The sequence below is a fragment of the Mesorhizobium sp. WSM4308 genome (assembly GCF_002294905.1).
Taxonomy (GTDB): domain Bacteria; phylum Pseudomonadota; class Alphaproteobacteria; order Rhizobiales; family Rhizobiaceae; genus Mesorhizobium.
Map to the genome: position 1 here is coordinate 407,410 of NZ_NSFW01000003.1, position 23,845 is coordinate 431,254.

General features: G+C 64.1%; 23 protein-coding genes. 4 read left to right on the plus strand and 19 right to left on the minus strand.

Features of this window, described 5'->3' with window-relative positions; genetic code table 11:
* Window positions 1–124: 124 nt before the first annotated feature.
* The 8 genes from CK227_RS07845 to CK227_RS07880 form a co-directional block, all read right to left on the minus strand.
* A complete protein-coding gene (locus tag CK227_RS07845; RefSeq protein WP_010912085.1) occupies window positions 125–472 on the minus strand; it encodes a DUF6867 family protein in 348 nt (115 codons plus the stop codon).
* 110 nt (window positions 473–582) lie between these two features.
* A complete protein-coding gene (locus tag CK227_RS07850; protein ID WP_095772012.1) occupies window positions 583–1,311 on the minus strand; it encodes an ABC transporter ATP-binding protein in 729 nt (242 codons plus the stop codon).
* A complete protein-coding gene (locus tag CK227_RS07855) occupies window positions 1,311–2,786 on the minus strand; it encodes an ATP-binding cassette domain-containing protein (protein ID WP_095772011.1) in 1,476 nt (491 codons plus the stop codon). Before CK227_RS07855 ends, CK227_RS07850 begins: the two co-directional genes overlap by 1 nt.
* Window positions 2,786–4,381 (minus strand): high-affinity branched-chain amino acid ABC transporter permease LivM, encoded by a 1,596-nt coding sequence (livM, locus tag CK227_RS07860; RefSeq protein WP_095772010.1) that lies wholly within the window; start codon window positions 4,379–4,381, stop codon window positions 2,786–2,788. Before livM ends, CK227_RS07855 begins: the two co-directional genes overlap by 1 nt.
* 4 nt (window positions 4,382–4,385) lie before the next feature.
* On the minus strand, window positions 4,386–5,288 hold the full coding sequence (locus CK227_RS07865; protein ID WP_095772009.1) for a branched-chain amino acid ABC transporter permease LivH: 903 nt from the start codon (window positions 5,286–5,288) through the stop codon (window positions 4,386–4,388).
* 336 nt (window positions 5,289–5,624) lie between these two features.
* On the minus strand, window positions 5,625–6,626 hold the full coding sequence (locus tag CK227_RS07870; protein ID WP_095772008.1) for a 4-hydroxyproline epimerase: 1,002 nt from the start codon (window positions 6,624–6,626) through the stop codon (window positions 5,625–5,627).
* 16 nt (window positions 6,627–6,642) lie between these two features.
* Window positions 6,643–7,956, minus strand: a complete 1,314-nt coding sequence (locus tag CK227_RS07875) for an FAD-binding oxidoreductase (protein ID WP_179296390.1) — start codon at window positions 7,954–7,956, stop codon at window positions 6,643–6,645.
* Between the two features lie 14 nt (window positions 7,957–7,970).
* The gene (locus CK227_RS07880) at window positions 7,971–8,906 is read right to left on the minus strand and encodes a dihydrodipicolinate synthase family protein (protein WP_095772007.1); all 936 of its coding nucleotides are present in this window, start codon (window positions 8,904–8,906) and stop codon (window positions 7,971–7,973) included.
* Window positions 8,907–8,975: 69 nt separating this feature from the next.
* Between CK227_RS07880 and CK227_RS07885 the strand changes: the two genes are divergently transcribed.
* Entirely contained in the window at window positions 8,976–9,668 is a 693-nt protein-coding gene (locus tag CK227_RS07885; RefSeq protein WP_179296389.1) for a GntR family transcriptional regulator, read from the plus strand.
* 8 nt (window positions 9,669–9,676) lie between these two features.
* Here the strand turns inward: CK227_RS07885 and CK227_RS07890 are convergent, their stop codons facing one another.
* The 3 genes from CK227_RS07890 to CK227_RS07900 all read right to left on the minus strand — a co-directional run bounded on the left by CK227_RS07890 (window position 9,677) and on the right by CK227_RS07900 (window position 12,300).
* Window positions 9,677–9,988, minus strand: a complete 312-nt coding sequence (locus CK227_RS07890) for a hypothetical protein (RefSeq protein ID WP_095772006.1) — start codon at window positions 9,986–9,988, stop codon at window positions 9,677–9,679.
* A 261-nt stretch (window positions 9,989–10,249) separates the two neighbouring features.
* On the minus strand, window positions 10,250–10,555 hold the full coding sequence (locus tag CK227_RS07895; RefSeq protein ID WP_095772005.1) for a hypothetical protein: 306 nt from the start codon (window positions 10,553–10,555) through the stop codon (window positions 10,250–10,252).
* A gap of 248 nt (window positions 10,556–10,803) precedes the next feature.
* Window positions 10,804–12,300: a CoA-acylating methylmalonate-semialdehyde dehydrogenase gene (locus tag CK227_RS07900; protein WP_095772004.1), complete on the minus strand. Its 1,497-nt coding sequence runs from the start codon at window positions 12,298–12,300 to the stop codon at window positions 10,804–10,806.
* A gap of 160 nt (window positions 12,301–12,460) precedes the next feature.
* Between CK227_RS07900 and CK227_RS07905 the strand changes: the two genes are divergently transcribed.
* Entirely contained in the window at window positions 12,461–13,342 is an 882-nt protein-coding gene (locus CK227_RS07905) for a LysR family transcriptional regulator (RefSeq protein WP_095772003.1), read from the plus strand.
* A 30-nt stretch (window positions 13,343–13,372) separates the two neighbouring features.
* On the opposite strand, the gene CK227_RS07910 is transcribed toward CK227_RS07905, so the two are convergent.
* On the minus strand, window positions 13,373–13,945 hold the full coding sequence (locus CK227_RS07910; RefSeq protein WP_095772002.1) for a hypothetical protein: 573 nt from the start codon (window positions 13,943–13,945) through the stop codon (window positions 13,373–13,375).
* A gap of 189 nt (window positions 13,946–14,134) precedes the next feature.
* Between CK227_RS07910 and CK227_RS07915 the strand changes: the two genes are divergently transcribed.
* Together CK227_RS07915 and CK227_RS07920 are read left to right on the plus strand one after the other, a co-directional pair.
* Complete coding sequence (locus CK227_RS07915; RefSeq protein WP_095772001.1) at window positions 14,135–14,578, plus strand: hypothetical protein; 444 nt, start codon at window positions 14,135–14,137, stop codon at window positions 14,576–14,578.
* The gene (locus CK227_RS07920; RefSeq protein ID WP_095772000.1) at window positions 14,575–16,728 is read left to right on the plus strand and encodes a phosphatidylserine/phosphatidylglycerophosphate/cardiolipin synthase family protein; all 2,154 of its coding nucleotides are present in this window, start codon (window positions 14,575–14,577) and stop codon (window positions 16,726–16,728) included. The genes CK227_RS07915 and CK227_RS07920 overlap by 4 nt, the downstream gene beginning before the upstream one ends.
* A gap of 16 nt (window positions 16,729–16,744) precedes the next feature.
* Here CK227_RS07920 and CK227_RS07925 read toward each other — a convergent pair whose 3' ends face one another.
* The 7 genes from CK227_RS07925 to CK227_RS07955 all read right to left on the minus strand — a co-directional run bounded on the left by CK227_RS07925 (window position 16,745) and on the right by CK227_RS07955 (window position 23,845).
* The gene (locus tag CK227_RS07925) at window positions 16,745–18,001 is read right to left on the minus strand and encodes a D-amino acid dehydrogenase (protein ID WP_095771999.1); all 1,257 of its coding nucleotides are present in this window, start codon (window positions 17,999–18,001) and stop codon (window positions 16,745–16,747) included.
* Between the two features lie 124 nt (window positions 18,002–18,125).
* Window positions 18,126–18,668 carry a nucleoside-diphosphate kinase gene (locus tag CK227_RS07930; protein ID WP_095772326.1) on the minus strand — a complete coding sequence of 181 codons (543 nt, stop codon included), beginning with the start codon at window positions 18,666–18,668 and terminating at the stop codon, window positions 18,126–18,128.
* Window positions 18,669–18,682: 14 nt separating this feature from the next.
* On the minus strand, window positions 18,683–19,105 hold the full coding sequence (gene rnk, locus CK227_RS07935; RefSeq protein WP_095771998.1) for a nucleoside diphosphate kinase regulator: 423 nt from the start codon (window positions 19,103–19,105) through the stop codon (window positions 18,683–18,685).
* A 273-nt stretch (window positions 19,106–19,378) separates the two neighbouring features.
* Window positions 19,379–20,524 carry an alanine racemase gene (alr, locus tag CK227_RS07940; protein ID WP_095772325.1) on the minus strand — a complete coding sequence of 382 codons (1,146 nt, stop codon included), beginning with the start codon at window positions 20,522–20,524 and terminating at the stop codon, window positions 19,379–19,381.
* 65 nt (window positions 20,525–20,589) lie between these two features.
* Entirely contained in the window at window positions 20,590–21,111 is a 522-nt protein-coding gene (locus tag CK227_RS07945; protein WP_095771997.1) for an RNA pyrophosphohydrolase, read from the minus strand.
* A gap of 30 nt (window positions 21,112–21,141) precedes the next feature.
* Entirely contained in the window at window positions 21,142–22,323 is a 1,182-nt protein-coding gene (locus CK227_RS07950) for a divergent polysaccharide deacetylase family protein (RefSeq protein WP_095771996.1), read from the minus strand.
* A 190-nt stretch (window positions 22,324–22,513) separates the two neighbouring features.
* A complete protein-coding gene (locus CK227_RS07955) occupies window positions 22,514–23,845 on the minus strand; it encodes a S41 family peptidase (RefSeq protein WP_095771995.1) in 1,332 nt (443 codons plus the stop codon).

Below are 23,845 nucleotides of genomic sequence, written 5' to 3' on the forward strand. Positions count from 1 at the left end.
TTAACGGAGTGGGCGTGGATGAAGCTTTCATGCGATGCCCACCCTTATCGCAGAAAGCATAGTTTGCCGATTTTCAGGCACTTGTCACGCCGATTCATCCCTGACCCGGCGTTAATGATGAACGTCAACCTTTCGGTTTCCAGCTCAAGATTGAAGCTCTTTCGTAGAGCCAATTATACTGTGTGACCATCTGGTTGGTTCGTGTGTATTGATAGCCGACGAAGCCCAATATCATCAGCACGATGGTGTCGACGATATAGTACTGCAGCGAGAACATCGTGCCGTCGAACAGCGCGTGATGGATGAAGCGGATGCCGATGCCGAGACCCAGCAGATAGGCGAAAAGCTGGATGAAGGAGCGCCATGTCTGGGCGCTGGCCTTGCCAGTCATCCAGGCCGCCCAGCCGCCGAGCAGACAGGTGACGAAGAAGAACTGCCAGATCGAGGGTTCCTCATAGAGAATGCCCTGCATGATGAAGTCTCCCTAGCATGATCCCGAAAAGTTGCAGACTTTTCGGACAAGGATCATGCGACAAACAAACAAGTTGGAGCGGGATACCGGATGCACATTCCGCTCCAAACTCAGTGATGTCCGCCTTCGAGATAGGCGGCGCGCACTTCCGGATTGGCGAGCAGTTCCTTGCCGGTGCCGCTCATCGTCACATTGCCGTTGACCATGACGTAGCCGCGCGTGGCGAGCTTCAGCGCGCCGAACGCGTTCTGCTCGACCAGGAACACGGTCAGCCCTTGCGTGCGGTTCAGCTCGCGGATCGCGTCGAAGATCTGCTTGACGATCAGCGGCGCCAGGCCCAGCGACGGCTCGTCGAGCAGAAGCAGCTTCGGCCGCGCCATCAGCGCGCGTCCAATCGACAGCATCTGCTGCTCGCCGCCCGACAGCGTGCCGCCGCGCTGCGCGATGCGCTCCTTGAGCCGCGGGAACAGCGCGAACACCTTCTCGACGTCCTCGTCATAGTGCTTGAGGTTGTCGAGGCTGGCGCCCATCTGCAGGTTTTCCATCACCGTCATGCGCGGGAAGATGCGCCGGCCTTCGGGTGACTGGGCGATGCGCATGCGCGCGATCTCGTGCGTCGGCAACTGGGTGATGTCGGTGCCGGCGAAGGTGATGGTCCCCGTGCGGGCGCGGGGAGCGCCGAAAATAGTCATCATCAGCGTCGATTTGCCGGCGCCGTTGGCGCCGATCAGCGCCACGATCTCGCCCTCCTTGACGGTGACATCGACGCCGTTCAGCGCCCGGATGTTGCCATAATAGGTCTCCACGCCCTTGATATCGAGCAGCGTTGTCCTGGCCATTATTTGCCCCCTCCACGCTTGCCCGACACAGGCTTGGCCGCACCGGTAGTCTTGGCGGAAGCATGGCTGGTCGCCACCTTGCCGGCGTCGACGCGGCGCGAGAATTCCGTGTCTTTGCCCTGACCGAGCAGCTTGGCCTGCTTGACCCATTCCTCGCGCGCAATGCGTCCGTCAAAGGCGAGATAGGCTTCGGCAGCCTCGACATCGGCCTTCTTCCAGGCGCCGATCTGGTCGAAGTGGAAGATGCCGTGGTCGTTGAGCTTCTTCTCGTTGACCGTGCCGATGCCCTTGATGCGGGTCAGGTTGTCGGCCTTGCCGCCACGAGGGGCGGCGAGGCGGTTGGAAATGCCTTCGGCCTTTGCCGCGGGCGCCTTGGCGGCCGTTTTCTTCGGTGCCGCTTTCGCCGCCGGCTTGGCCGGCGCGGCCGGTTTTGCGACGGGTTTACTCGCCACGGTAGCCGCGCGGGCATCGACCTGTGCCGCCTTCGAGGCGCCTTTCGACACCGTGACGCGCTCGCCATCGCTGTGTCCGACGGTGTCGGTCACGGGTCCGGCCAGGTATGACGACGATGTCCCCGGGCCATGTGCGGCATCCGGCCCAATGTCGAGCTGCTCGATGACGTCCTCGTCGCCGACCTCGGTCAGCACGGTCTCGACCTCCTCGTCGTCGACGCCGAGATAGGCGGCGATGACGCGTGGATCGGTGCGCACCGACTGCGGATTGCCGTCGGAGATCTTGCGGCCATACTCCAGCACCACGACATGGTCGGAAATCTGCATGACCACCGACATGTCGTGCTCGATCAGCAGGATCGAGGTGCCGGTGTTGTTCTTGATGTCCATCAAGAGCTCGTTGAGTGCCGCCGATTCCTTCGGGTTGAGGCCGGCCGCCGGCTCGTCGAGGCACAGAAGTTCCGGACCCGTGCACATGGCACGCGCGATCTCGAGGCGCCGCTGCGCGCCATAGGGCAGATCGCCGGCCGGATCGTCGGCGCGATCGACGAGATCGGCCTTCTCCAGCCAATGCCTGGCCAGGTCCATCGACTCTGCCGATGCCTTGCGGTAACCGCTGAAGCCGAACAGGCCGAGCACCGTATAGCCCGAGGCCTTCATCAGCTTGTTGTGCTGGGCAACCAGAAGGTTCTCCAGCAGCGTCATGCCCGAGAACAGGCGGATGTTCTGGAAGGTGCGCGCCACCTTGGCGCGCGCCGGGATCTCATGGTTGGGCAGCCGTTCCAAGAGATAGGTCGAGCCGTCGGAACGGTTGAGCGTGATCATGCCTTCGGACGGCTTGTAGAAGCCGGTGATGCAGTTGAACACGGTGGTCTTGCCGGCGCCGTTAGGCCCGATCAGCGCCGTGATCTCGCCGCGTCTGGCTGTGAAGGAGAGGTCGCCGATGGCGACCAGCCCGCCGAACTTCATCGACAGATGTTCGACCTGCAGGATGGCGTCGTTCATTTGCGTGGTCGCGTTCATCAGCCGTGGCCCTCCTTGGTGAAGGAGCTTGAGACAGCCCTTCGCTCTTTGAGGAAGGCGGTCGGTTCACGACTGCCGACGAAGCCGCGCGGCTTCCACAGCATGACGATGACCATGGCCATGCCGAACAGAAGCATGCGGTAGAGTTCGGGGGTGAAGTCCGGCCCGAAGATCTGCTTGAGGAAATCGAGTTCGCGCAGCGCCTCGGTGCCGCCGATCATCACCATCGCGGCGACCGCGATGCCGACCAGCGAGCCCATGCCGCCGAGAACGACGATGGCGAGGATGATGGCCGATTCCAGGAAAACGAAGGATTCCGGGCTGACGAAGCCTTGCCGCGCGGCGAAGAACGAGCCGGCGAAGCCACCGAACATGGCGCCGGTGGCGAAGGCGGTCAGCTTGGTGGTGGTGGTGTTGATGCCGAGCGAGCGGCAGGCGATCTCGTCCTCACGCAAGGCTTCCCAGGCGCGGCCGACCGGCAGACGGCGCAGCCTGATGGTGACGAAGGCGGTAAGCAGGCACAGGCCGAGGATCAGATAGTAGAGGAAGATCTTGTAGTAGGCGCTCGATGTCGCGAGATGCAGAACCTTGGCAATGTAGTTGGGGTCCGACACGTTGAAGGTCATCAGGCCGAAGAAGGAAACCTTGGGAATGCCGGAGATACCGGCCGACCCGTTGGTGACGTCGCGCCAGTTGATCAGCACCAGGCGGATGATCTCGCCGAAGGCGAGCGTCACGATCGCCAGATAATCGCCGCGCAGGCGCAGCACGGGGAAGCCGAGCAGCACCCCCCACAGGGCGGCCATGCAGCCCGCGGCCGGCAGCAGGATCCAGAACGACAGGCCGTAATGCGTGGCAAGAAGCGCATAGGCATAGGCGCCAAGTGCATAAAAGGCGACGTAACCGAGGTCGAGCAGGCCGGCGAGGCCAACGACGATGTTCAGTCCCCAGGCCAGCATCACATAGATCAGGATCTGGATGCCGAAATTGTCGACCCATTTCAGCGAGCCCTGCAGCCCTCCGGCAATCGACCACGCGTTCAGCGACAGCACCGCGACCACGAGGATCGGGTACAGCACCAGCGCGGTGATGCCCAATTTGGTGAAGTTGGCATGGATGAAGGCGCGGAAGTAGTAGATCGCGCAAGCCAGTAGATAGATGACCGCCAGGGCGCGCAGGAATTGCAGATAGCCGGCCGGTTCTGCTCCCACCCATCCGGCGAGGGAGCTGTTGAACACGAACAGCAGCACCGCCGCGACGACAGCCACGATGAAGGCCGGCAGCGTGAAGAACCGTGACCCCACGCTGGCCGGCAACAGACCGGTGGCGACGTTGGCGATCTTTTGGTTGGCCATGAAGGGCTGGCCATAGGCGACATAGAGGAAACGGCCGACGGCCGTGGCGATCACCACGGCGGCGAGCAGGCCCCAGCGCTGAGTCAGGACCAGTTCATTGGACATGTTCTGACCGGTCTTCAGCCCGATGAACAGCACGAACAGGCCAAGCGCGATGGCGCCGGCATAGAACGCTTCCTTAAGCGCGCGTTGGGTGGGGGTGGCGACGCTGTCGCTCTCGCGAGATACGGTCACGGCCATGATCTCAGACCTTTTCGACTTCAGGCCGGCCCAATATGCCGGAAGGCAGGAAGATCAGCACGATGGCCAGGATCGAGAACGCCGCGACGTCCTTGTAGTCGATCGAGAAATAGGCCGACCACATGCTCTCGATGAAGCCGATCAGCAGCCCGCCGAGCACGGCGCCCGGCAACGAGCCGATGCCGCCAAGCACCGCCGCGGTGAATGCCTTCACACCCGGCACAAAACCGTCGGAGAAAGCCACCACGCCATAGTACATCAGGAACAGCGTACCGGCGACGGCGGCAAGCGAGGCACCCATGATGAAGGTGATCGAGATGGTGCGGTCGACGTCGATGCCGAGCAGTGCGGCCATCTTGCGATCCTGCTCGCAGGCGCGTTGCGCCCGGCCAAGCGAGGTCCTGTTGACCAGGTACCAGAACACCACCAGGAGCAGCGCGGTGACGATGACGATGATGATCTGCTTCAGCGACACGCTGACGCCGTCGATGTTGTAGACTTGGCTGACCATCGGCGGGATCGGCTTGTTGCGCGGACCTTGCGTCACCTGGACGAAGTTCGACAGCGCGATCGACATGCCGATGGCGGTGATCAGCGGCGCCAGCCGGAACGAACCGCGCAGCGGCCGGTAGGCCACCTTCTCGATCGTCCAGTTGTAGAGGCTGGTCAGCAGCATCGCCACGATCATCATGACCAGCAGAGCGATGACCACGGGCACCGAATAGAACAGCGCGCCGAGGATGAGGAAGACGATCAGCGCCGTGAAGGCGCCCACCATGAAAATGTCGCCATGGGCGAAGTTGATCATGCCGATGATGCCGTAGACCATCGTGTAGCCGATTGCGATCAGCCCATAGATCGATCCCAGCGTCAGCCCGTTGATAAGCTGCTGGACAAAATACTGCATGTGTACGTGGCTCCCCTGGAATGTCGCCCATGCAGACGCATTCCTTTTCGTATTTCCCCTAGTCGTAAAGTTTCGAGCCCGGATTGCAACGTGATTTTTTTGACCGCCCCGCGTGTTTCCGATTCACGTCGTTCCGACCGCCCGTTTTCTGCACCCGACCCCTGGACTATCGCGGACCCTATCATTGGCATAACGCAATGTCTTTGACGATTCGGCCGTATCATGCGCCCCGTTTCGAAGAAATCATCGTCAAAATTAGGTGACAAGAGGAATCGTTGCGTTCCTGACAAGGTTGGTCTTTTCGTCACACTCCTTTCCGCGGCGTCAGGATTCTCCTCACGTGACCACGAAACCATGCGCGAACGGATCGCGGTCGTCGATGAAGATCGTGTTCAGTCCGGTCATCCGCGCCCAGCCGCCGATCGAAGGAATGATCGCGGGCTTCCCCGCCACGGTGATCTCCTTTTCGACCTTGCCCTTGAACAGCGAACCGATGATCGATTCATGCACGAAGGCGTCGCCTGCCTTGAGCTTGCCCTTGGCATGGAGCTGCGCCATGCGCGCCGAGGTGCCGGTGCCGCACGGTGAGCGGTCGATCGCCTTGTCGCCATAGAATACGGCGTTGCGGGCGTCGGCCCCTTCCACCGTCGGCTTGCCGGTCCACAACATGTGCGACAGCCTGTTGATGCCGGGGTTCTCCGGATGCACGAAGGAATACTTCTCGTTGAGGCGCTGCCGCACCACCGGGCTCCAGGCGATGAGGTCGCCGGCGGAATGATCCGCCATGTCGAGGTAGTTCTCCTGCGGCTCGACGATGGCGTAGAAATTGCCGCCATAGGCGACATCGACGGTGATCTCGCCGAGCCCGGGACATTCGACCGTCAAACCTTCGGCATGGAGGAACGACGGCACATTGGTGATGCGCACCTCCTCGACATATTCGCCGACCTGTTTGTATTCGGCGATGACCAGCCCGGCTGGCGTATCGAGCCTCAGCACACCCGGCGTCTTCGGCTTGATCAGCGCGTGTTCGATGGCCATCGTCACCGTGCCGATGGTGCCGTGGCCGCACATCGGCAGGCAGCCGGAGGTCTCGATGAACAGAATGGCGATGTCGCAATCCTCGCGCGTCGGCGGATAGAGGATCGAACCCGACATCACGTCATGGCCGCGCGGCTCGAACATCAGCCCGGTGCGGATCCAGTCATATTCGGCGAGGAAATGCGCGCGCCGTTCCATCATCGTCGAGCCCTCGAGCAGCGGGCCGCCGCCGGCGACCAGCCGCACCGGATTGCCGCATGTGTGGCCGTCGATGCAGAAGAAGGATTTCTTGGCCATGTCGTTCCTCGAAAATTCAAAACCGTTGTGGACTGAAGGGGGCGAGATCAACAGACGCAACCTGCCCCAGGATGATTTCCCGGATCAACCGTCCGGTCGCCGCGGCCTGGGTCAGGCCGAGATGGCCGTGGCCGAAGGCATAGACGACCGGCCGGCTTCCCGATGCCTTGCCGATGACGGGCACCGAATCCGGCAGCGAGGGCCGGAACCCCATCCATTCGCGCCCGCCCGAGGGATTGAGCCCGGGCAGGAACTGCTGCGCCTTCTGCAGGAGCGCCTTCGATCTGTTGAAATTGGGCGGCCGCTCTATGCCGCCGAGCTCGACCGCGCCGCCGACGCGCAGGCCCGTCTCCAGCGGCGTGATGACGAAGCCATGGCCGGAGAAGATCAGCTGCCGCTTCACATCGAAGGCGCTTTTGGGCAGCGTCGTGTTGTAGCCGCGCTCGGTCTCCAGCGGAATGCGGTCGCCAAGCTGCTGTGCCAGGAGGTGCGACCAGGCGCCGGCGGCGACGATCAGGTGCCTTGCCTGCCTGGTCGTGCCGTCGGTCAGCGTCAGCGTCGCGCCATGCTGGTCCGCCGCGATCCGGTCGATCCCAGCCCTTTCGAAGCGGGCACCCCTGGCCTCGGCGTAAGCCCACACCGCCTTGCCGAGCAGCTTTGGATCGGCGACCGTCTTCCAGCCCGGCACGAAGGTGCCCTTGATGAAGCGCGGGGACAGGCCCGGCTGCAGACCCGCCAGGCCTTCGCCCTCGACATGGCGAAAGCCGATGCCGAAGCGCTCGCGCGCGGCCCAGCCGGACAGCGAGGCGCGGAACTCGGCTTCGCTCTCGTAGAGCTCCAGCGAGCCGTCCTCGCGCAGCATCGGCCGCGTGCCGGAGCGATCGAGCAGTCCCATCCATTCGGTTTCGGCGAGCTTCATCATGCCGGCCTGGGCGGCGAGGCTGGCTTCGTATTTCGCCGGCGCGCCGGCGCGCCAGAAGCGGATCAGCCAGGGCAGAAGCCGCGGCAGGTAGGCGGGCGGAATGCTGAGCGGGCCGAGCGGATCGGCCAGCCATTTCGGCAGGTGCTTGATCATGCCCTTGTGCGCCAGCGGCAGCACGTCCGAAAAGGCGAAGGCGGCCGCATTGCCGGAGCTCGTCTCCTCGCAGATGCCGGTGCGGTCGAAGATCGTTACGCCGCGCCCCGCCTCGGCGAGGAAGGCGGCGGCACAGATGCCAATAATGCCACCGCCGACAATGGCGATATCTTTCCCTTCTCCCCGTTCACGCGGAGAAGGTGCCCCAGCGGCGGAGCACTGCTCCTGTTCCGGCAATTTGGGATTTCCTGGCACGTCGATGCTGTCCCTTATTCGGCTGCCACCAGTCTGTCCGCCGATAGAGGAGACGTCTGGAGCGAAGGCAGCTTCGGCCGCGCCGCCAGCGCATCCCGTATGATCTTCTCGACCGCCTTGCGGCGCTCGCCCGACAGCGGCTGGCGTGGCATGCGCACGCGATCATTGGTATCGATTGCCAGCACTTCGGCAAGCTTGATGTTCTGTACCAGATAGGTCGAGACGTCGAGGTCGAGCAGTGGCCGGAACCAGCGGTAGATGGCGAGCGCCTCCTCGCGGCGGCCCTGCTTCATCAGCTGGAAGATGGCGACGGTTTCGCGCGGGAAGGCGGTGACCAGGCCGGCCACCCAGCCGATGGCGCCGACCGACAGCGCCTCGAAAGCAAGATTGTCGACACCGGTGAACAGATCGTAGCGGTCGCCAAGCCGGTTGATGATCTCCGTCGAGCGCCTGATATCGTCGGAGGATTCCTTGATGGCGACGAAGCGCTTGTCCGACGCCAACTCCTCCATCTGGTCGACGGTGACGTCGACGCGATAGGCGAGCCGGTTGGAGTAGATCATGACCGGCAGGTCGCCAGCCTCGGCGACCGCGCGCAGCGCGGCAACGGTCTCTTCCGCATTGGTGTGGTAGATCGGGCTCGGCACCACCATCAGGCCATCGGCGCCTTCCCTGGCGGCGCGCCTGGCAATAGCGGCGGCCTCACGGGTGCCCGCCTCATTGACGGTCAGCAGTACCGGCTTCTTGCCGGCGACTTTCTGCGCTGTCTTCAGCACTTCGATCTTCTCGTCAGGCGACAGCATCGGCCCTTCGCCAAGCGAGCCGCATGCGATGATGCCATCGCAACCGGCCTCCATCTGCAGGCCGAAGCAGCGCTCCATTTCGGCATGGTCGAGCCGGTCGTCGGCGGTGAATTTGGTCGTGACGGCGGGGAAAACTCCGGTCCACATAGTCGTGTCTCCATCTGATATATCAGTCGTATATCTGTTAGGAAACTCGCTGTCAATGCGGAATCCGTTATGATATATTTTGAATATATCAGGAGATCGCCTTTGATATCCATGGAAGCAACTATGACCTCCGAGCCGGCGGCGGCCAGGGCCTATCGCGTGCTCGAGCATATGATCGTTACGCTGGAACTGGCGCCGTCGAGCTTTGTCACCGAGGGGGCGCTTATCGAGAAGCTGGACCTCGGCCGCACGCCGGTGCGCGAGGCGATCCAGCGGCTGGCCTGGGAAGGGCTGCTTGATGTCAGGCCGCGCGCCGGCATCGCGATCGCGCCGCTGCATCCCGGCGACTGGCTGCGCGTGCTCGACGCCCGGCGCGGTGTCGAGGTGGTGCTGGCCCGTTCGGCCGCCCGCTTCGTCACCCGCGAGGCGGCGGACCTGTTTCACGAGGCGGCGCTCGCCATGCAGAAGGCGGTCATCTCGGGCAATGTGCTTGCCTTCATCCAGGCCGACAAGGCGCTCGACGAGGCGCTGGCGATGGCCGCCGACAACCCCTTCGCCGCGCGGCTGGCGGCGCCGCTGCAGACCCACAGCCGCCGCTTCTGGTTCCGCTACAAGGCGGACACGGGCCTCGCCGAGTCAGCCGAGCATCACGTCGCGCTGATCCGCTCGATCCTCGACGGCGACGAGGATGCAGCCGCCAAGGATGCCAAGCGGCTGATGGCGCTGCTGCGCGGCCATGCCGAGGTCGCCGCGACACGCTGATCGGGCGATCAAATCCCTCGCGCGGCGGCGATGGCGGTATTCTCCCATCCCTCACCGGTCGCGAAAATGCAGCTTCGACCCTGCACGTCGGTCACCAGCATCGACCAGGTCCCGCTTGCCGAGACATAGATCTCCACAATGGCGGATTGCCCGACCACACCGTAGCCGATCTGCTTTTGTTCAAAGGCCTGCGCCAGTCCCGTGACAAGGTCACTGTGGCCGCCGCAGATAAATTGCGCCTGCGCCGATAGCGTCCACAACGCCAGCACGGCGCCGATCGCGGCTATCCTGATCCATCGAAACGAAAATTTGTGTGCCATTTGGCACCTCCTTCGCCTTGGCGTTCCGGCAAAGGGAGGCACATGGGGCAGCCTCAATACACCAGAACGCTCCAGGCCGGGTTCGACGTCTTCATCACGTCACTCCTTCTGGTTTCCGGTCTGTCGTCAGGGAATTTTATCATTTCCCTGGAATCGATATGGTGAGGCCCCGATCTGAAAACAAGCCACACTCAGGCCGCTGCAAAAAGGGCCTGCCGTCACGGCGTGACCTGCCGAGGGGCCGCGAACGCGCCGGGTCGCTCAAGCACCCGGCAGGGCCGCTTTCATCATTGTACTGTCCCAGCCTTCACCGACGGACAGTATGCAGCTCTGGCCCTTGGTATCGGAGGCCAGAACGGTCCAACTGCCTTGCTCGGAAACAAAGACCTCGAGAACCACGCTGGAATTGATCAGGCCACGCCCGGCCTCGATCTCATGGAACTTCTCGCCAAGTGCCTTGATCAGATCGGCCCGCGGTGCGCATTGTCCAGCCGCATTCGCCTGCGCCGCACCGGCTGATATCGCAAGCGACATCAAGATCATCGTCGCCACAAGACCTCGTGTCATCTGAGACCTCCCTGCGCCAGACGCAAAACCCCAGCTGCTACCGGCGCTGTTGATTGGCCTGCAAGCGCTGCAGGATACAGCGTAAGACGTATGGCGCCCGCTTGGTTCCATCACATTAGCGATTTGGCGGATAACGCCGCGACCACAACGAAAAGGCCCGGGCATGCAGCCCGGGCCTTCGATGTCGGATATGTTGCCGCGCGCCCGCCGCCGAGGGCGAGAGGCGCGCAAGCAAGAAAACCGTCAGCTCAGTTCATCGTCGGGATGACGAATTCCGCACCGTCCTTGATGCCGGACGGCCAGCGCGAGGTCACCGTCTTGGTCTTGGTGTAGAAGCGGAAGGCGTCCGGGCCGTGCTGGTTGAGGTCGCCGAAGGACGACGCCTTCCAGCCGCCGAACGTGTAATAGGCGATCGGCACCGGGATCGGCACGTTGACGCCGACCATGCCGACCTGGACACGGCTTGCAAAGTCACGCGCGGCGTCGCCGTCGCGGGTGAAGATGGCGACGCCATTGCCCATCTCATGGTCGTTGGCGAGCTTGATCGCGCTCTCATAGGTCGGAGCACGAACCACCGAGAGCACCGGCCCGAAGATTTCTTCCTTGTAGATGCGCATGTCCGCCGTGACGTTGTCGAACAAGCAGCCGCCCATATAGTAGCCGTTCTCATAGCCCTGCATCTTGAAGCCGCGGCCATCGACGACCAGAGTGGCGCCTTCCTTGACGCCGGTATCGACGTAACCTTTCACGCGCTCCAGCGCCTGAGCCGTCACCAGCGGGCCGAAATCGGCGGCCGAATCCGTCGACGGGCCGACCTTCAGGCTCTCGACGCGCGGCACCAGCTTTTCCATCAGCCGGTTGGCAGTGTCGTTGCCGACCGGGACAGCCACCGAGATCGCCATGCAGCGCTCGCCGGCCGAGCCGTAGCCGGCGCCGATCAGCGCGTCGACGGTCTGGTCCATGTCGGCGTCGGGCATGATGATCATGTGGTTCTTGGCGCCGCCGAAGCACTGCACCCGCTTGCCCGCCGCGGTGCCGCGCGAATAGATGTAGTGGGCGATCGGCGTCGAGCCGACAAAGCCGACGGCCTTGATGTCGGGATCGTCGAGGATGGCGTCGACGACTTCCTTGTCGCCGTTGACGACGTTGAGGATGCCGGCAGGCAGGCCGGCTTCGAGGAACAGTTCGGCGATGCGGATCGGCACGCCCGGATCACGCTCGGACGGCTTGAGGATGAAGGCATTGCCGCAGGCGATCGCCGGCGCGATCTTCCACAGCGGGATCATCGCCGGGAAATTGAACGGCGTGATGCCGGCGACGACGCCGAGCGGCTGGCGCATCGAATAGACGTCGATGCCGGGGCCGGCGCCATCGGTGAATTCGCCCTTCATCATGTGCGGCGCGCCGATGCAGACTTCGACCACTTCGAGGCCGCGCTGGATGTCACCCTTGGCGTCGGCGATGGTCTTGCCGTGCTCGCGTGCCAGTATGTCGGCTAGTTCGTCATAGTCGCGGGCGACCAGTTCGAGGAATTTCATCAGCACGCGCACGCGGCGCTGCGGGTTGGTGGCGGCCCATTTCGGCTGCGCCGCCTTGGCATTCTCGACCGCCGCGCGCAGTTCCGCTTGCGAGGCCAGCGCCACCGTGCCGCGCACGGAGCCGTCCATCGGCTGCATGACGTCCTGCTTGCGGCCGCTGGTGCCGGCGACACGCTTCCCGCCGATGAAATGACCGTATTCGATCATGATATCTCTCCCTTGTTTGTGATGGCGCATTGTCCGCCTTTGCGGTGGCGAAGGCAACGCGAGGGAGAACGCAACCGTTGTGCGAAAATTAGATATCGGTTGACGGGCGAGCATCAATTCTCGCAAATGACTGACGACAAGATATCTCCTGGGGATTCCCATGAACTGGGATGACGTCCGCATCTTTCTCGCCGTGGCACGCGCCGGCCAGATCCTCGGCGCCGCCCGGCGGCTGGAGCTGAACCACGCCACAGTCTCGCGCCGCATCGCAGCGCTCGAGGAAGCACTGCGCACGAAGCTCTTCCGCCGGCTGACCACCGGCAGCGAACTGACGCCGGCCGGCGAGCGATTCCTTGATATTGCCGAGCGCATGGAGAGCGACATGATCGCCGCGCGCTCGACCATATCAGGCGAAGGCGACGATATCTCCGGCACCGTGCGCATCGGCGCGCCGGACGGGTTCGGCGTCGCCTTCCTGGCCAGGCGCCTCGGCGAACTCACCGCGCTGCATCGCGAACTCACGATCCAGCTCGTGCCGGTGCCGCGCTCCTTCTCCCTGTCCCGTCGCGAAGCCGACATCGCCATCACCGTCGAGCGGCCGACCGAGGGCCGGCTGGTGGCGGGAAAGCTGGTCGATTATTCGCTGGGCCTGTTTGCCTCACGCGCCTATGCCGATGCCAATGGCCTGCCCAAAACCGCAGCCGAACTCGGCCGGCACACACTCATCGGCTATGTGCCCGACCTCATCGTCAGCCCTTCACTCGACTACGCGGCCGAATTCAGCGCGGACTGGCGCACCAGCTTCGCCATCTCCTCGGCGCTCGGCCAGGCCGAAGCGGTGCGTTCGGGCGCCGGCATCGGCATCCTGCACACCTTCGTCGCCCGCTCGATGCCGGAACTGGTGGCCGTCGACGTGGTGGCGCCCATCCGCCGCGCCTACTGGCTGGTCTATCACGAATCGGTCAGGCCGCTGCGTCGCATCCAGATCGTCGCCGGCTTCATCACCAAGGCGGTGGAGCGGGAGCGGGGCCTCTTTGCCTGATTTCGCAAACCGGCAGACGCAATGCGCTGTTCAAGGTGGGTCGAGAACGAACGAATTCACGACACGCTCGGCCTTGTCCGCCAGCGGCGCCCACATCTGCTTCACCTGCTCGGCGCTCTCGCTCATCACGCTGCAATTGACATAGCCATAGCGCGCTCCCCGCAACGAGAACGCAAATCTGGAATGGCCGTGCACGCGAACATCGTTGTCGATAACCGTAAAATCCAGGTCGGCAAGTCGCACCGGGTAGCCGTCGGGAAACCTTGCAAGCTTGTCATTGCTGAAATCGGCTGTGCTGAACGATTTGCCCATCATCATCGTCCATGTTTCCATGGACCAGCCCTCGATAAACTTGCTCGGATCGGACGGAGAATCCGGTGCGGATGCATCGTAAAGCGAGGTCGACACCATGCAGGTAAGGGCCCGATCGGGGGATTGCACGCTCAGCCGCATCGCTTCGCCGGAAGGCGGCTCATTGATCCATTCCGGTGGAAAGGTTAGTGCGAACCCATTTTCCCGGTCGTGGACGGTCTTGTCGGCGGCATTGGCCGCTGTTGCGCAGAATAGAAATCCGACGGCCGTAACCAGGAAGCAGATACGCATCACCGCTCGCGAATGTGAGGCGCAGGTGGCGCCATGGGCAGATTGTGCCGCCACGATATATCAGGATCGGTCAATAGGCGACGCCTTTTCCTTGCCACAAAACCGGCCACTGTGGCATCAGGCGTGCAGCGCCGACCACGGGCAGGTCGCCGGGTGGGAATATCGTTCAGAAAGCTGGCGCGGATAGACATGCGAGCCGTTCTTGCCATCCTGCCGCTGATTTTCGTTTCGGCCTGCGCCAACCCGTGGGCAAAAGTGCCGCAAGCCGAACTGCCCAAGCCGATCCGCTACGCCATGGCGCGCCCCTCGCCTTTCGTCTTCGGCAATTATTGCGGCCCCGGCACCCGCACCGGCGATCTGTCGGCCCGGCCGGTCGACCGCCTCGACGCGGTGTGCCGGACCCACGACGCCTGCTACATCGCGCGCCACGATCATTGCGATTGCGACGGCGCGCTCGTCGCCTCCGCCAGGGCGATCCGTGATGACAAGACGGCGCCACGCAAGATGCGCGGCGAGGCGGAATTGCTGATCGCTACCTTCACCATTCCCGTCTGCAAGGTGTTTCCCCAAGGCTTCATGCCGCCGCGCGACCCGGCTCAGTTGAGCGTCATGAAGGCCGGAGCCACCGGGTGAATCGCCACGCATTTGTCATCCTTGCCCTGTTCGGGCTGATCGCCCTTGCCGGTTGTGCCGGAACAGGCCGCGATTCCTGCGATCTCCTGCCGGGAGAGGCGGCCTGTGCGCGGCCCTGGCTGTCAGCAAGCATGCCTGGGCCGCAGGTCGCCGCGTCGCGGTTTTTTGACGACGCCGGCGCCAGCGACTACGAAAGGCGCTTCCTGGCGCTGCTCGCCCACAATCAGCTCGGCGCCATGGACCGCGCCAACGGCACCGGCCCGTTCGGGCGCAACCGCCGCGACGTACGGAACAGCGACTTTCAGGCGACCTATTCGAAGCTGCAGCAACTGGCCGGACCGGTCACCAGGACGCATCTGCCGCCGGCCAATGGCGGCAGCGGCGAGGGTCGTTTCGACGGACGCTGGCGGGTCTCGCGGCAGACGCTCTACATCGACGCGGCGGCGCGGCCCTCGGCACCCAGGAGTTTCGATTTCTCCGGCCTGCAGGCGCGCAGTACCGAGATCGTCGTGCGCCAGGCCGGCGAGCAGCCGGCTGAGATCGAGGCTACTTGCGACGGCGCGTTGGCGATCCGCGCCGCCGGCGCCGCGCGCACCATCGCCGTCGGCGCGGCATTTCGCTTCCGCCTGTCGGGTGAGGACGACACGGTCAGCCTGTTTCCAAGTGACAGCCTGAACCGCTGCACGGCAAGGGTCCGCTCCAGCCTTGCCCCGGCCGGCGCGCCGCTCACCATCCGGCGCGAAGAGGCCGCGGATCCCTCACTCGCCAGCTTCGACAGCCGCTACGAGCGCTGCTCGGTCCCCGACAGCGCCGGCCTCGACGCGCTTGAGCGTGCCTTCTATGCCAGCCGCTGGCTGTCGCAGACCTGCGCCCTGCCAATCGGCGAGCCTCGGCTGCTGCGCAAGTCGCGCGACGGCTTCAACGCCAAGGTCGAGGCGCTGATGGGCGCACCGCTTTCCGATGCGGCAATAGACAAAGGCGACCCGGAACTGCCGCTCGATTTCTCCAGGGCGCCCAGGCTGAAGCTGATCTATCTGTCGTCGCTCGAATTCAAGGCCGACTTTTCCGGCCGCATCATCGAGCGGCTGATCCGCCATCATGCCGCCCTTGGCACCAAGGTGCGCATCCTGGTCACGGACGTGCTGGAGCGCGAAAAGGACGACGCCATGCTGCACCGGCTGGCGGCGGAGTTCCCCAATGTCGAATTGCAGGAATATCGCTGGCGCGCCGATCACGGCGCGCCGATCGACGAGCAGATCTCACAGCTGCACAAGACCCATCATATCAAGATGCTGGCGACGCTGGCTTTGGACCCTGCGCGCTCGCGCGTCATCATCGGCGGCCGCAACATCCATGACGGTTTCCTGTTCCACAGTCCGATCGACCTGTCGCGCTATCCGGACCTGCAGCAATACGGTAAGACCGATGGCTTTTCGCTGAACTACTATTCGAACTGGAGCGACTTCGACATCGAGTTCGCCGACAGGGCGACGGTCGAGACGCTCGCCGCGCATCTGTCGACGATATGGTTGCGCGACGCCGACACCAATCTGGCGCGCCCCTTCTCCATCCCGGTCCGTGGAGATGGCCACCCCCAGGGCAATGCCCGGCATTTCATTTCCGTGCCCTATGAGGACGACCATGCGCTGGAGGACTATTTCGTCGAACTGGTCGACGCCGCCCGCCACCATATCCAGATCGTAAACCCCTACCTCAATCTGACGCCGAGCCTCGCCCAGGCCTTCGACCGGGCGCTCGCCCGCGGCGTCAAGATCGACATTGTCGGCCGCATCGACCTCAAGGACGACATTGGCGGCAAGTTCCTCACCGCGCTCAACAAGCTGTTCGTCGAGAAATATGGCGACCGCATCAACATTCGCGAGTTCAAGGCGCCCGACGTGGTGCTGCATTCCAAGATCATGATGATCGACGAAAGGCTGGTCGCCATCTCCTCGGTCAATCTCAACAACCGCAGCTTCTTCCACGATTCAGAGAACGGCATGATGGTGCTCGATCCCGCCTTCTACGTCAGGATGAAGCCGATCTATGACGACTATCTCGCCCACTCGAACCCGGTCGCCGCCAACGTGACGATCCCTTGGGCCTATCGGCTGCTGTTCGACGAGGCTTGGGTCAGGCAGGCGTTCTGATCTTCCCGCGCCGCGCCTATTTCAGGTAGCGCTCCTGAGCCAGCGCTCGGGCATCGATGTCGGGCACCTTGTTCGACATGATGTCGGCCAGCACCTTGGCAGAGCCGCACGCCATGGTCCAACCGAGCGTGCCATGGCCGGTGTTGAGGAAGAGATTGGAAAGCTCGGTGCGGCCGATCAGCGGCGGCCCGTCCGGCGTCATCGGCCGCAGGCCGCACCAGAAGGTCGCCTCGCGCATGGCGCCGGCGCCCGGAAAGAGATCGCCGACCGAATGTTCGAGCGTGCGCCGCCGCGATTCGTGCAGCCTGAGATCGAAGCCTGAAATCTCGGCCGTACCGCCGACGCGGATGCGGTCGCCCAGCCGGGTGATCGCCACCTTGTAGGTTTCGTCCATCACTGTCGACACCGGCGCCAGAGCGGCATCCTTGATCGGCACGGTGATCGAATAGCCCTTGACCGGATAGACCGGGACCGACCGCTTCATCCGGCGCATGAAGCCGGCCGAGTAGCTGCCCAGGGCCATCACATAGGCTTCGGAGGCCTTGAACCCCTTGCTGGTGCTGATATTGGCAATGCGGTTGCGGCTGCGCAGGACGCGCCAGATCGTCGTGTCGTATTCGAACTTGACGCCGCGCGCCACGCAGAGCTCGGCCAGTTTCTCGGTGAACATCTTGCAGTCGCCGGTCTCGTCATGCGGCAGCCTGAGCCCGCCGACGAATTTCTCGCGCACGCCGGCCAGCGCCGGCTCCGCCGCGATGCAGCCGTCCTGGTCGAGGATCTCGTAGGGCACGCCATATTTCTTCAGCACATCGACATCGCCACCGGTGCCGTCGAGCTGTTTTTGCGTGCGAAACAGCTGCAGCGTGCCCCGGCTGCGCTCGTCATAGGTGATGCCGGTCGCCTCGCGCAGCGCCTTCAGCGTGTCGCGGCTGTATTCGGCCAGCGGCACCATGCGCGACTTGTTGAGGGCATAGCGCTCCGCGGTGCAGTTGCGCAGCATCTTGACCAGCCAGGTCCACATGTGCGGATCGAAGGCCGGCCGCACCACCAGCGGGCCATGCTTCATCAACAGCCATTTGATCGCCTTCAGCGGAATGCCGGGCCCGGCCCAGGGCGAGGCATAGCCGGGCGAAATCTCGCCGGCATTGGCGAAACTGGTTTCCAGCGCCGGGCCTTTCTGGCGGTCGAGCACCGTCACCTCGTGACCGGCCTCGGCAAGATAATAGGCCGTGGTCACCCCAATGACGCCGCCGCCCAGCACCATGATCTGCATCGTTCACTCCTTGCCGCGCCGCGCGTCCTCAGGACGCCCGTGGACGCCACCGCATTTCTCGATTTGCGCATGATCCCAAATGAAAATCGATGCCGATTTTCGAGAACCATGCGCCGTTGCCCATTCACGCCGCCGAGGGACCGGGGTCGTCATCTTCTGTCTGCCGCATTCCGGCCGTCTCGCCAAGAGGCCGCCAATCGTCTGCGGCGCTGTAGACGAGAGTGAGCCCGTGCGGTCGCCGCCCGTCGGTCCGGTCTTTCTGCCTGACCGCGCGCCGGGCAGCCTCCGGCTGGTAGAGCACGGCCTTGATCAGGATCGACTCCCGCCGGCCGTCGGCATGCTCGATCGAAGCCGCTTGGCCCTGCGCCATGCCAAGCATGCACAGCCCACGCCTGGTTGCCACCGACAGGCTGGAGCCCACCGGTCCGCGCACCTCGTTCTGCACCAGGGTGCGCGTCTCGGCGTGACCGGCATCGACGCTGAACACCACCCTGCTGTTCAGCGTGACGATATCGGGGCCGACCGAATCGATCGGGACGATATCGGCGCTTGAAAGCTTGTGTTCGAGCATCTGCACGATCGGGTCCGCGAATGCCCGCCGGCGCTCCAGCATGATTTCGAGGACGGCGCGGTCCTTCGTCGTCAGGCAGCAATTCGTGCTTTTCATCACCGCCTCCACGTTCAGCGCCGCGGCGCGCCGGAGGCCGGCGTGTCGACGGCCTCGACCGTCACCGACAGTTCACGCCCGCCACGACTGCTCCAGCACACCGCCTGCCCGATCGCCGCTCCGATGAGCGCCGTTCCCATCGGCGTCAGCACCGAGATCCTGTTTTCGGCAATGTCGGCTTCGCCGGGATAGACCAGCATGACGCGCTGGGTCTCCCCGCCTTCGCTGCGGACCGTCACGATCGAACCCATACGCACCACGTCGGCCGGCATCGCCGCCGCGTCCGTGACGATGGCGCGGTCCATTTCGAAGAGCAGTTCCTCGGCCGTCTCCGGGGCGCGGTCGAGCAAGGCTCTCGCCAGGCCGGTCAACCTGTCATGGTCGGTGTCGCTGATCAGAATCCGGCTCGGCGGACGCAGTCCTGTTGCATATTGCATGGCAAACCTCTTGGATCGGCGCATCGAATGGATGCGCGCTTGCCACCGCACTGACGGCGGCGTTATGAAGCCGGCAGCCGCGAAGGGCTGTACGGTTTGATGGCGGTTTTGGATGTATGGATGCCCCGATGCGGACGGACGCCGGAAGGCGGCCGCGCCGGGGCTACGATCCCGCGATCGGGCAGACCCTGAACAAGGTTCTGGTGTAAGCGAGGTTGCTCATACCCTGAACCTTGCCGACAGGCGCACGCTTGTCAAGCGCGGCCAAACCGCTCAACCGCCGACATAGCGGCGGTGAAAGCGCGGGCCGAGACTGGCCAGGATTTCATAGCCGATGGTGCCGGCATGGCCGGCGGCGTCGTCGACGCTCTGCGAGGGACCGAGCAACTCGACCAGATCGCCCTCGCGCAGCCTGCCGGGCGGCAGGGCCGATATGTCGAGAATGATCGAATCCATCGACACACGCCCGAGGAAAGGCAGGCGCACGCCCTCGAACCAGCCCGCCGAAGCGGAGCGGCGCAGCCAGCCATCCGCATAGCCGAACGAAATCGTCGCCAGGCCCAGCGGAGCGTCCGCGTGATAGCTGTGGCCATAGCCGATGCCGGCGCCCTTTTCGACGCGGCGCGTCTGCGCCACCTTGGCCTGCAGCCACACCACGGGCAGCATCGGATTGGGCTCGCCGGGCGTCGGGTTGATGCCGTAGAGCGCCGCTCCCGGCCGAGCGAGATCGTGCTGATAGGACGGTCCGAGAAAGATGCCGGAAGAATTGGCGAGCGAGGCGGGCGCCTCAGGCAGCATGGCGCGCAGCCGTTCAAAGGCCAGCCTCTGCTGTTCGTTGGCCGGATGGCGCGGCTCGTCGGCGCAGGCCAGATGGCTCATGACATATCTAACGTCGATGCCGTCGAACGCACTGCTATCCCCGCCCAGCGCCTCGACCTCGGTCGGCGCCAAGCCGAGCCGAGACATGCCGCTGTCGACCTGGATGGCCGCCGGCAGCCGGCGACCGGCATCGTGCGCCGCCGCGCGCCAGGCTTTCAACTGCGCGCCACTGTTGATGACCGCGCAGAGCCCGGCCGCCACCGCTTCCGGCTCGGAGCCCGGCGGCAGCCCGTTCAGCACGTAGATGTCCGGTCCGGTTCCGATCGTCTTGCGCAGCGCAACGCCTTCGGCCAGGAGCGCGACAAAGAAGATGTCGCAGCCTTCCCGGATCAGGGCCGCAGCCACCTGGGCCGCGCCGAGGCCGTAGCCATTGGCCTTGACCACGCCGGCGCAGGCCACGCCGCCCAGCCGCGCCTTCAGCCGCCGGTAGTTTTCACGGACCGCGCCGAGATCGATCGTCAGGATCGCTCCGGCCGCCGCTTCGCTGACCGGCCAACCGGTGACGGTTTTCGCAGCGGTCCGGTTGACGGCGTCGTTCATGGCGACCCTCATTGCATCGGCCATCAATACGACCCTCGCACCAACGCGGCAACCTCGACGCGCGATTACCGCGCCAGATGGCTGAACGCCGCCACCACGTCTTCATAGACCTTGCGCTTGAACGGCACGGTCAGGTCGGGCAGGTCCTGCATCGTCCGCCACGACCATTTGTCGAATTCGGCGGTGTGGCCGCCGGGCGGCGGATTGATCTGGATTTCGCTGCTCTCGCCATGGAAGCGGAAGGCGAACCATTTCTGCGTCTGGCCGCGGTACCGGCCCTTGAAGGCAATGCCGACGAGATGGTCCGGCAGGTCGTAATTGATCCAGTCCGGCGCTTCGGCGAGCAGCGAGACGCTGCGCATGCCGGTCTCCTCATAAAGCTCGCGCTCGGCCGCCTGCAACGGTTCCTCACCCTTGTCGATGCCGCCTTGCGGCATTTGCCATAGCTGCGTCGTACCGGCAAATTCGCTGTCGGGCTCGGCAATGCGATGCCCGACCCAGACCAGGCCCTCGCCATTGAGGATCATCAGCCCGACACAGGGACGGTAGGGCAGCGTTTCGCGGTCGACCATTTTCGTCTTCGGCATCAGTCAGTCTCTCCAGCCATCTTGCGATGGCTAACCCTTTTGTGGATCGATCGCCACCGCAGAAATCGGCACGATCTCGATGCCGCGCTTCCTGGCCTCGGCAATCCAGGATGAGACGATGTCGACCGTGAGATCAAAGGCCGAGCCGATGCCGACGGCAGTGCCCTTGGCCCGCGCCGTGGCTTCGAGACCGTCGAGTTTCTTCAGGATGGCGCCGCGATCCTGCACGGCGTCGATCGCCGTATCGCCGGCGACGAAGGGCACGCCGTCCTTCAGCGCCAGGTCGGGCGCCAGACTGCGCGCCGACGAGCCGTCGTCTATATAGGCGAGACCCCGTTTGCCGAGTTCGGCCATGAACGGCTGCATCGCCGCCGGGTCGGCGGAGAAACGCGCGCCCATATAGTTCATGACGCCGGTATAGTTCGTCGTGCGCGACAGCGCCCAGTGCAAATCCTTGAGGTTCTCCTCGGCGCTCGCCGCCACGGTCAGCGTGTTGCGGCCGGGATTGACGTTGGGATAGTCGAACGGTTCGAGCGGCACCTGCATGACGATCTCGTGGCCGCTCTGCCGGGCGGCCTGCATCCAGCGGCCGATGCTGTTGCCTTGCGGCGCGAAGGCGAGCGTCACTTCCGGCGGCAGCTTGGCGATCGCAGCCTGGGTGCCGGTCTGCGAGACGGCCAACCCACCGATGACGATCGCCACCCGCGCGCCGCGCGCCCCGGACCACGGCCGTGCATAGACATCGAACGGCCGCCTTCCATCGGCGGAGCGTATCGGCAAGGGTCCGGCGTCGCTGGCTTCGATCAGCGCCTTGTCGGGAAGATGCGCGATCTTCAGGTTCTGCCCGATACCAGACGGATCGCGGATGACGATGGCCGCCTGCGGAGGACCATCGCCCTCCTCCTTCTGCACATGGATGATCTGGGGACCACCGGTCTTGGACGGCGCTTCAACCTTTGGCGCCGCGACCGGGGCCAGAGCGGATGGCGCGGCGGCGGGTGGGCCCGCGGCAGTCACTTTCGGCGTCGAAACGGCGACCTCTTGCGGCTTGCGAAACGGCTTTTCCCTGAGCGCGATCGCGGCCGAGACGCCGACCAGCGCCAGCACGACAACGGTCGACGCGACCACGCCAGTGCTGACCTTGCGGGCAGCGCGCGGCGCCCGGAGCGACTGTCCAAGCGGGCGTTCGATGTCCTTGCCGATATCAGCCAAGCCCTGTCCCCGGACGCATGGTTGCGAAGGCGATCCCTTCGACGACATGCGCGAATTCATCAACCCTGGCGCCCCTGGCGCCGCATCCGGAGGCTTGATCTTGCCTCCCCGAATCAAACTGCCGGAACCTTTCGGTCCCGGCAGCATCGCATTGCTTCGTTCGGGCGGCCAGACCCGGCCGACCAAACCATTACTGGTTGAGCACGGCCTTTTCCGGATTGGGCGGGAAGGCCGGATCGGTCTTCTCGCCGCGCAGCAGCTTCTCGGCAAAGATCAGCTGCAGATCGTCCTTCGGATCCGGCGGCACATAGGCGGCCGAGCCCGAGCCGGTCGCGCTCTCGTCGGCGCCCTTGATGTGGCCCTTGAGATCGGATTCGCCGCGCGTCAGGTCCCTACCCTGCAGTTCCGGCGGCAGCGGCTGGTCGACCTTGATGTCGGGCGTAATACCCTTGCCCTGGATCGACTTGCCTGACGGCGTGTAATAGAGCGCCGTCGTCAGCCTGAGCGCGCCATTCTCGCCGAGCGGAATGATGGTCTGCACCGAACCCTTGCCGAAGGACTGCGTGCCCACCACCGTGACGCGGCGCAGATCCTGCAGCGCGCCGGCGACGATTTCGGACGCACTGGCCGAGCCGCCATTGACGAGCACGATCATCGGCTTGCCGTTGATGTCGTCGGTCTGCTTCGGCTTGGCGTCGAAGCGGGTGACGTCCTTCGGATCGCGGCCGCGCGTCGAGACGATCTCGCCGCGCTTCAGGAAGGCGTCAGACACGCTCACCGCCTGGTCGAGCAGGCCACCCGGATTGAGGCGCAGGTCGAGCACATAACCCTTGAGCTTGTCGTCCGGCACCTGCTTCTTGATGGTCTCGATGGCGTTCTCGAGGTCGTCATAGGTCTTTTCGGTGAAGGAGGTGATCTTCATGTAGCCGATGTCGTTCTCGACCCGGAACTTGACCGCCTTGACCTTGATGATGTCGCGCACCACCGTCAGCTCGATCGGCTTGTCGGCGCCCTGGCGCAGGATGGTGAGCTTGATCGGCGTGTTGACCAGGCCACGCATCTTTTCGACCGCGTCGTTGAGCGTCAGGCCGCGAACCTCTTCGCCGTCGATCTTGGCGATGTAGTCGCCAGCCAGCACGCCAGCCTTGGCGGCCGGCGTATCGTCGATCGGCGTGATCACCTTGACCAGGTCATTCTCCATGGTGACCTCGATGCCGAGGCCGCCGAACTCGCCCTTGGTCTGCACGCGCATATCCTGCGCCTGTTCGGCATTCATGTAGGAGGAGTGCGGATCGAGAGAGGAAAGCATGCCGTTAATGGCGTTCTCGACCAGCGACTTGTCGTCGGGCGGCGTGACATATTGTGCCCGCACCCGCTCGAAGATGTCGCCGAAGATCGCCAGCTGCTTGTAGGTCTCCGATCCCGCAGCGTTCGCCGACGAGCCAGGAGCACCATAGACAAGGCTCATGGCGGATGCGCCCATCAGCGCACCGGCAAACAGAAGCGACAGTTTCCGCATCAT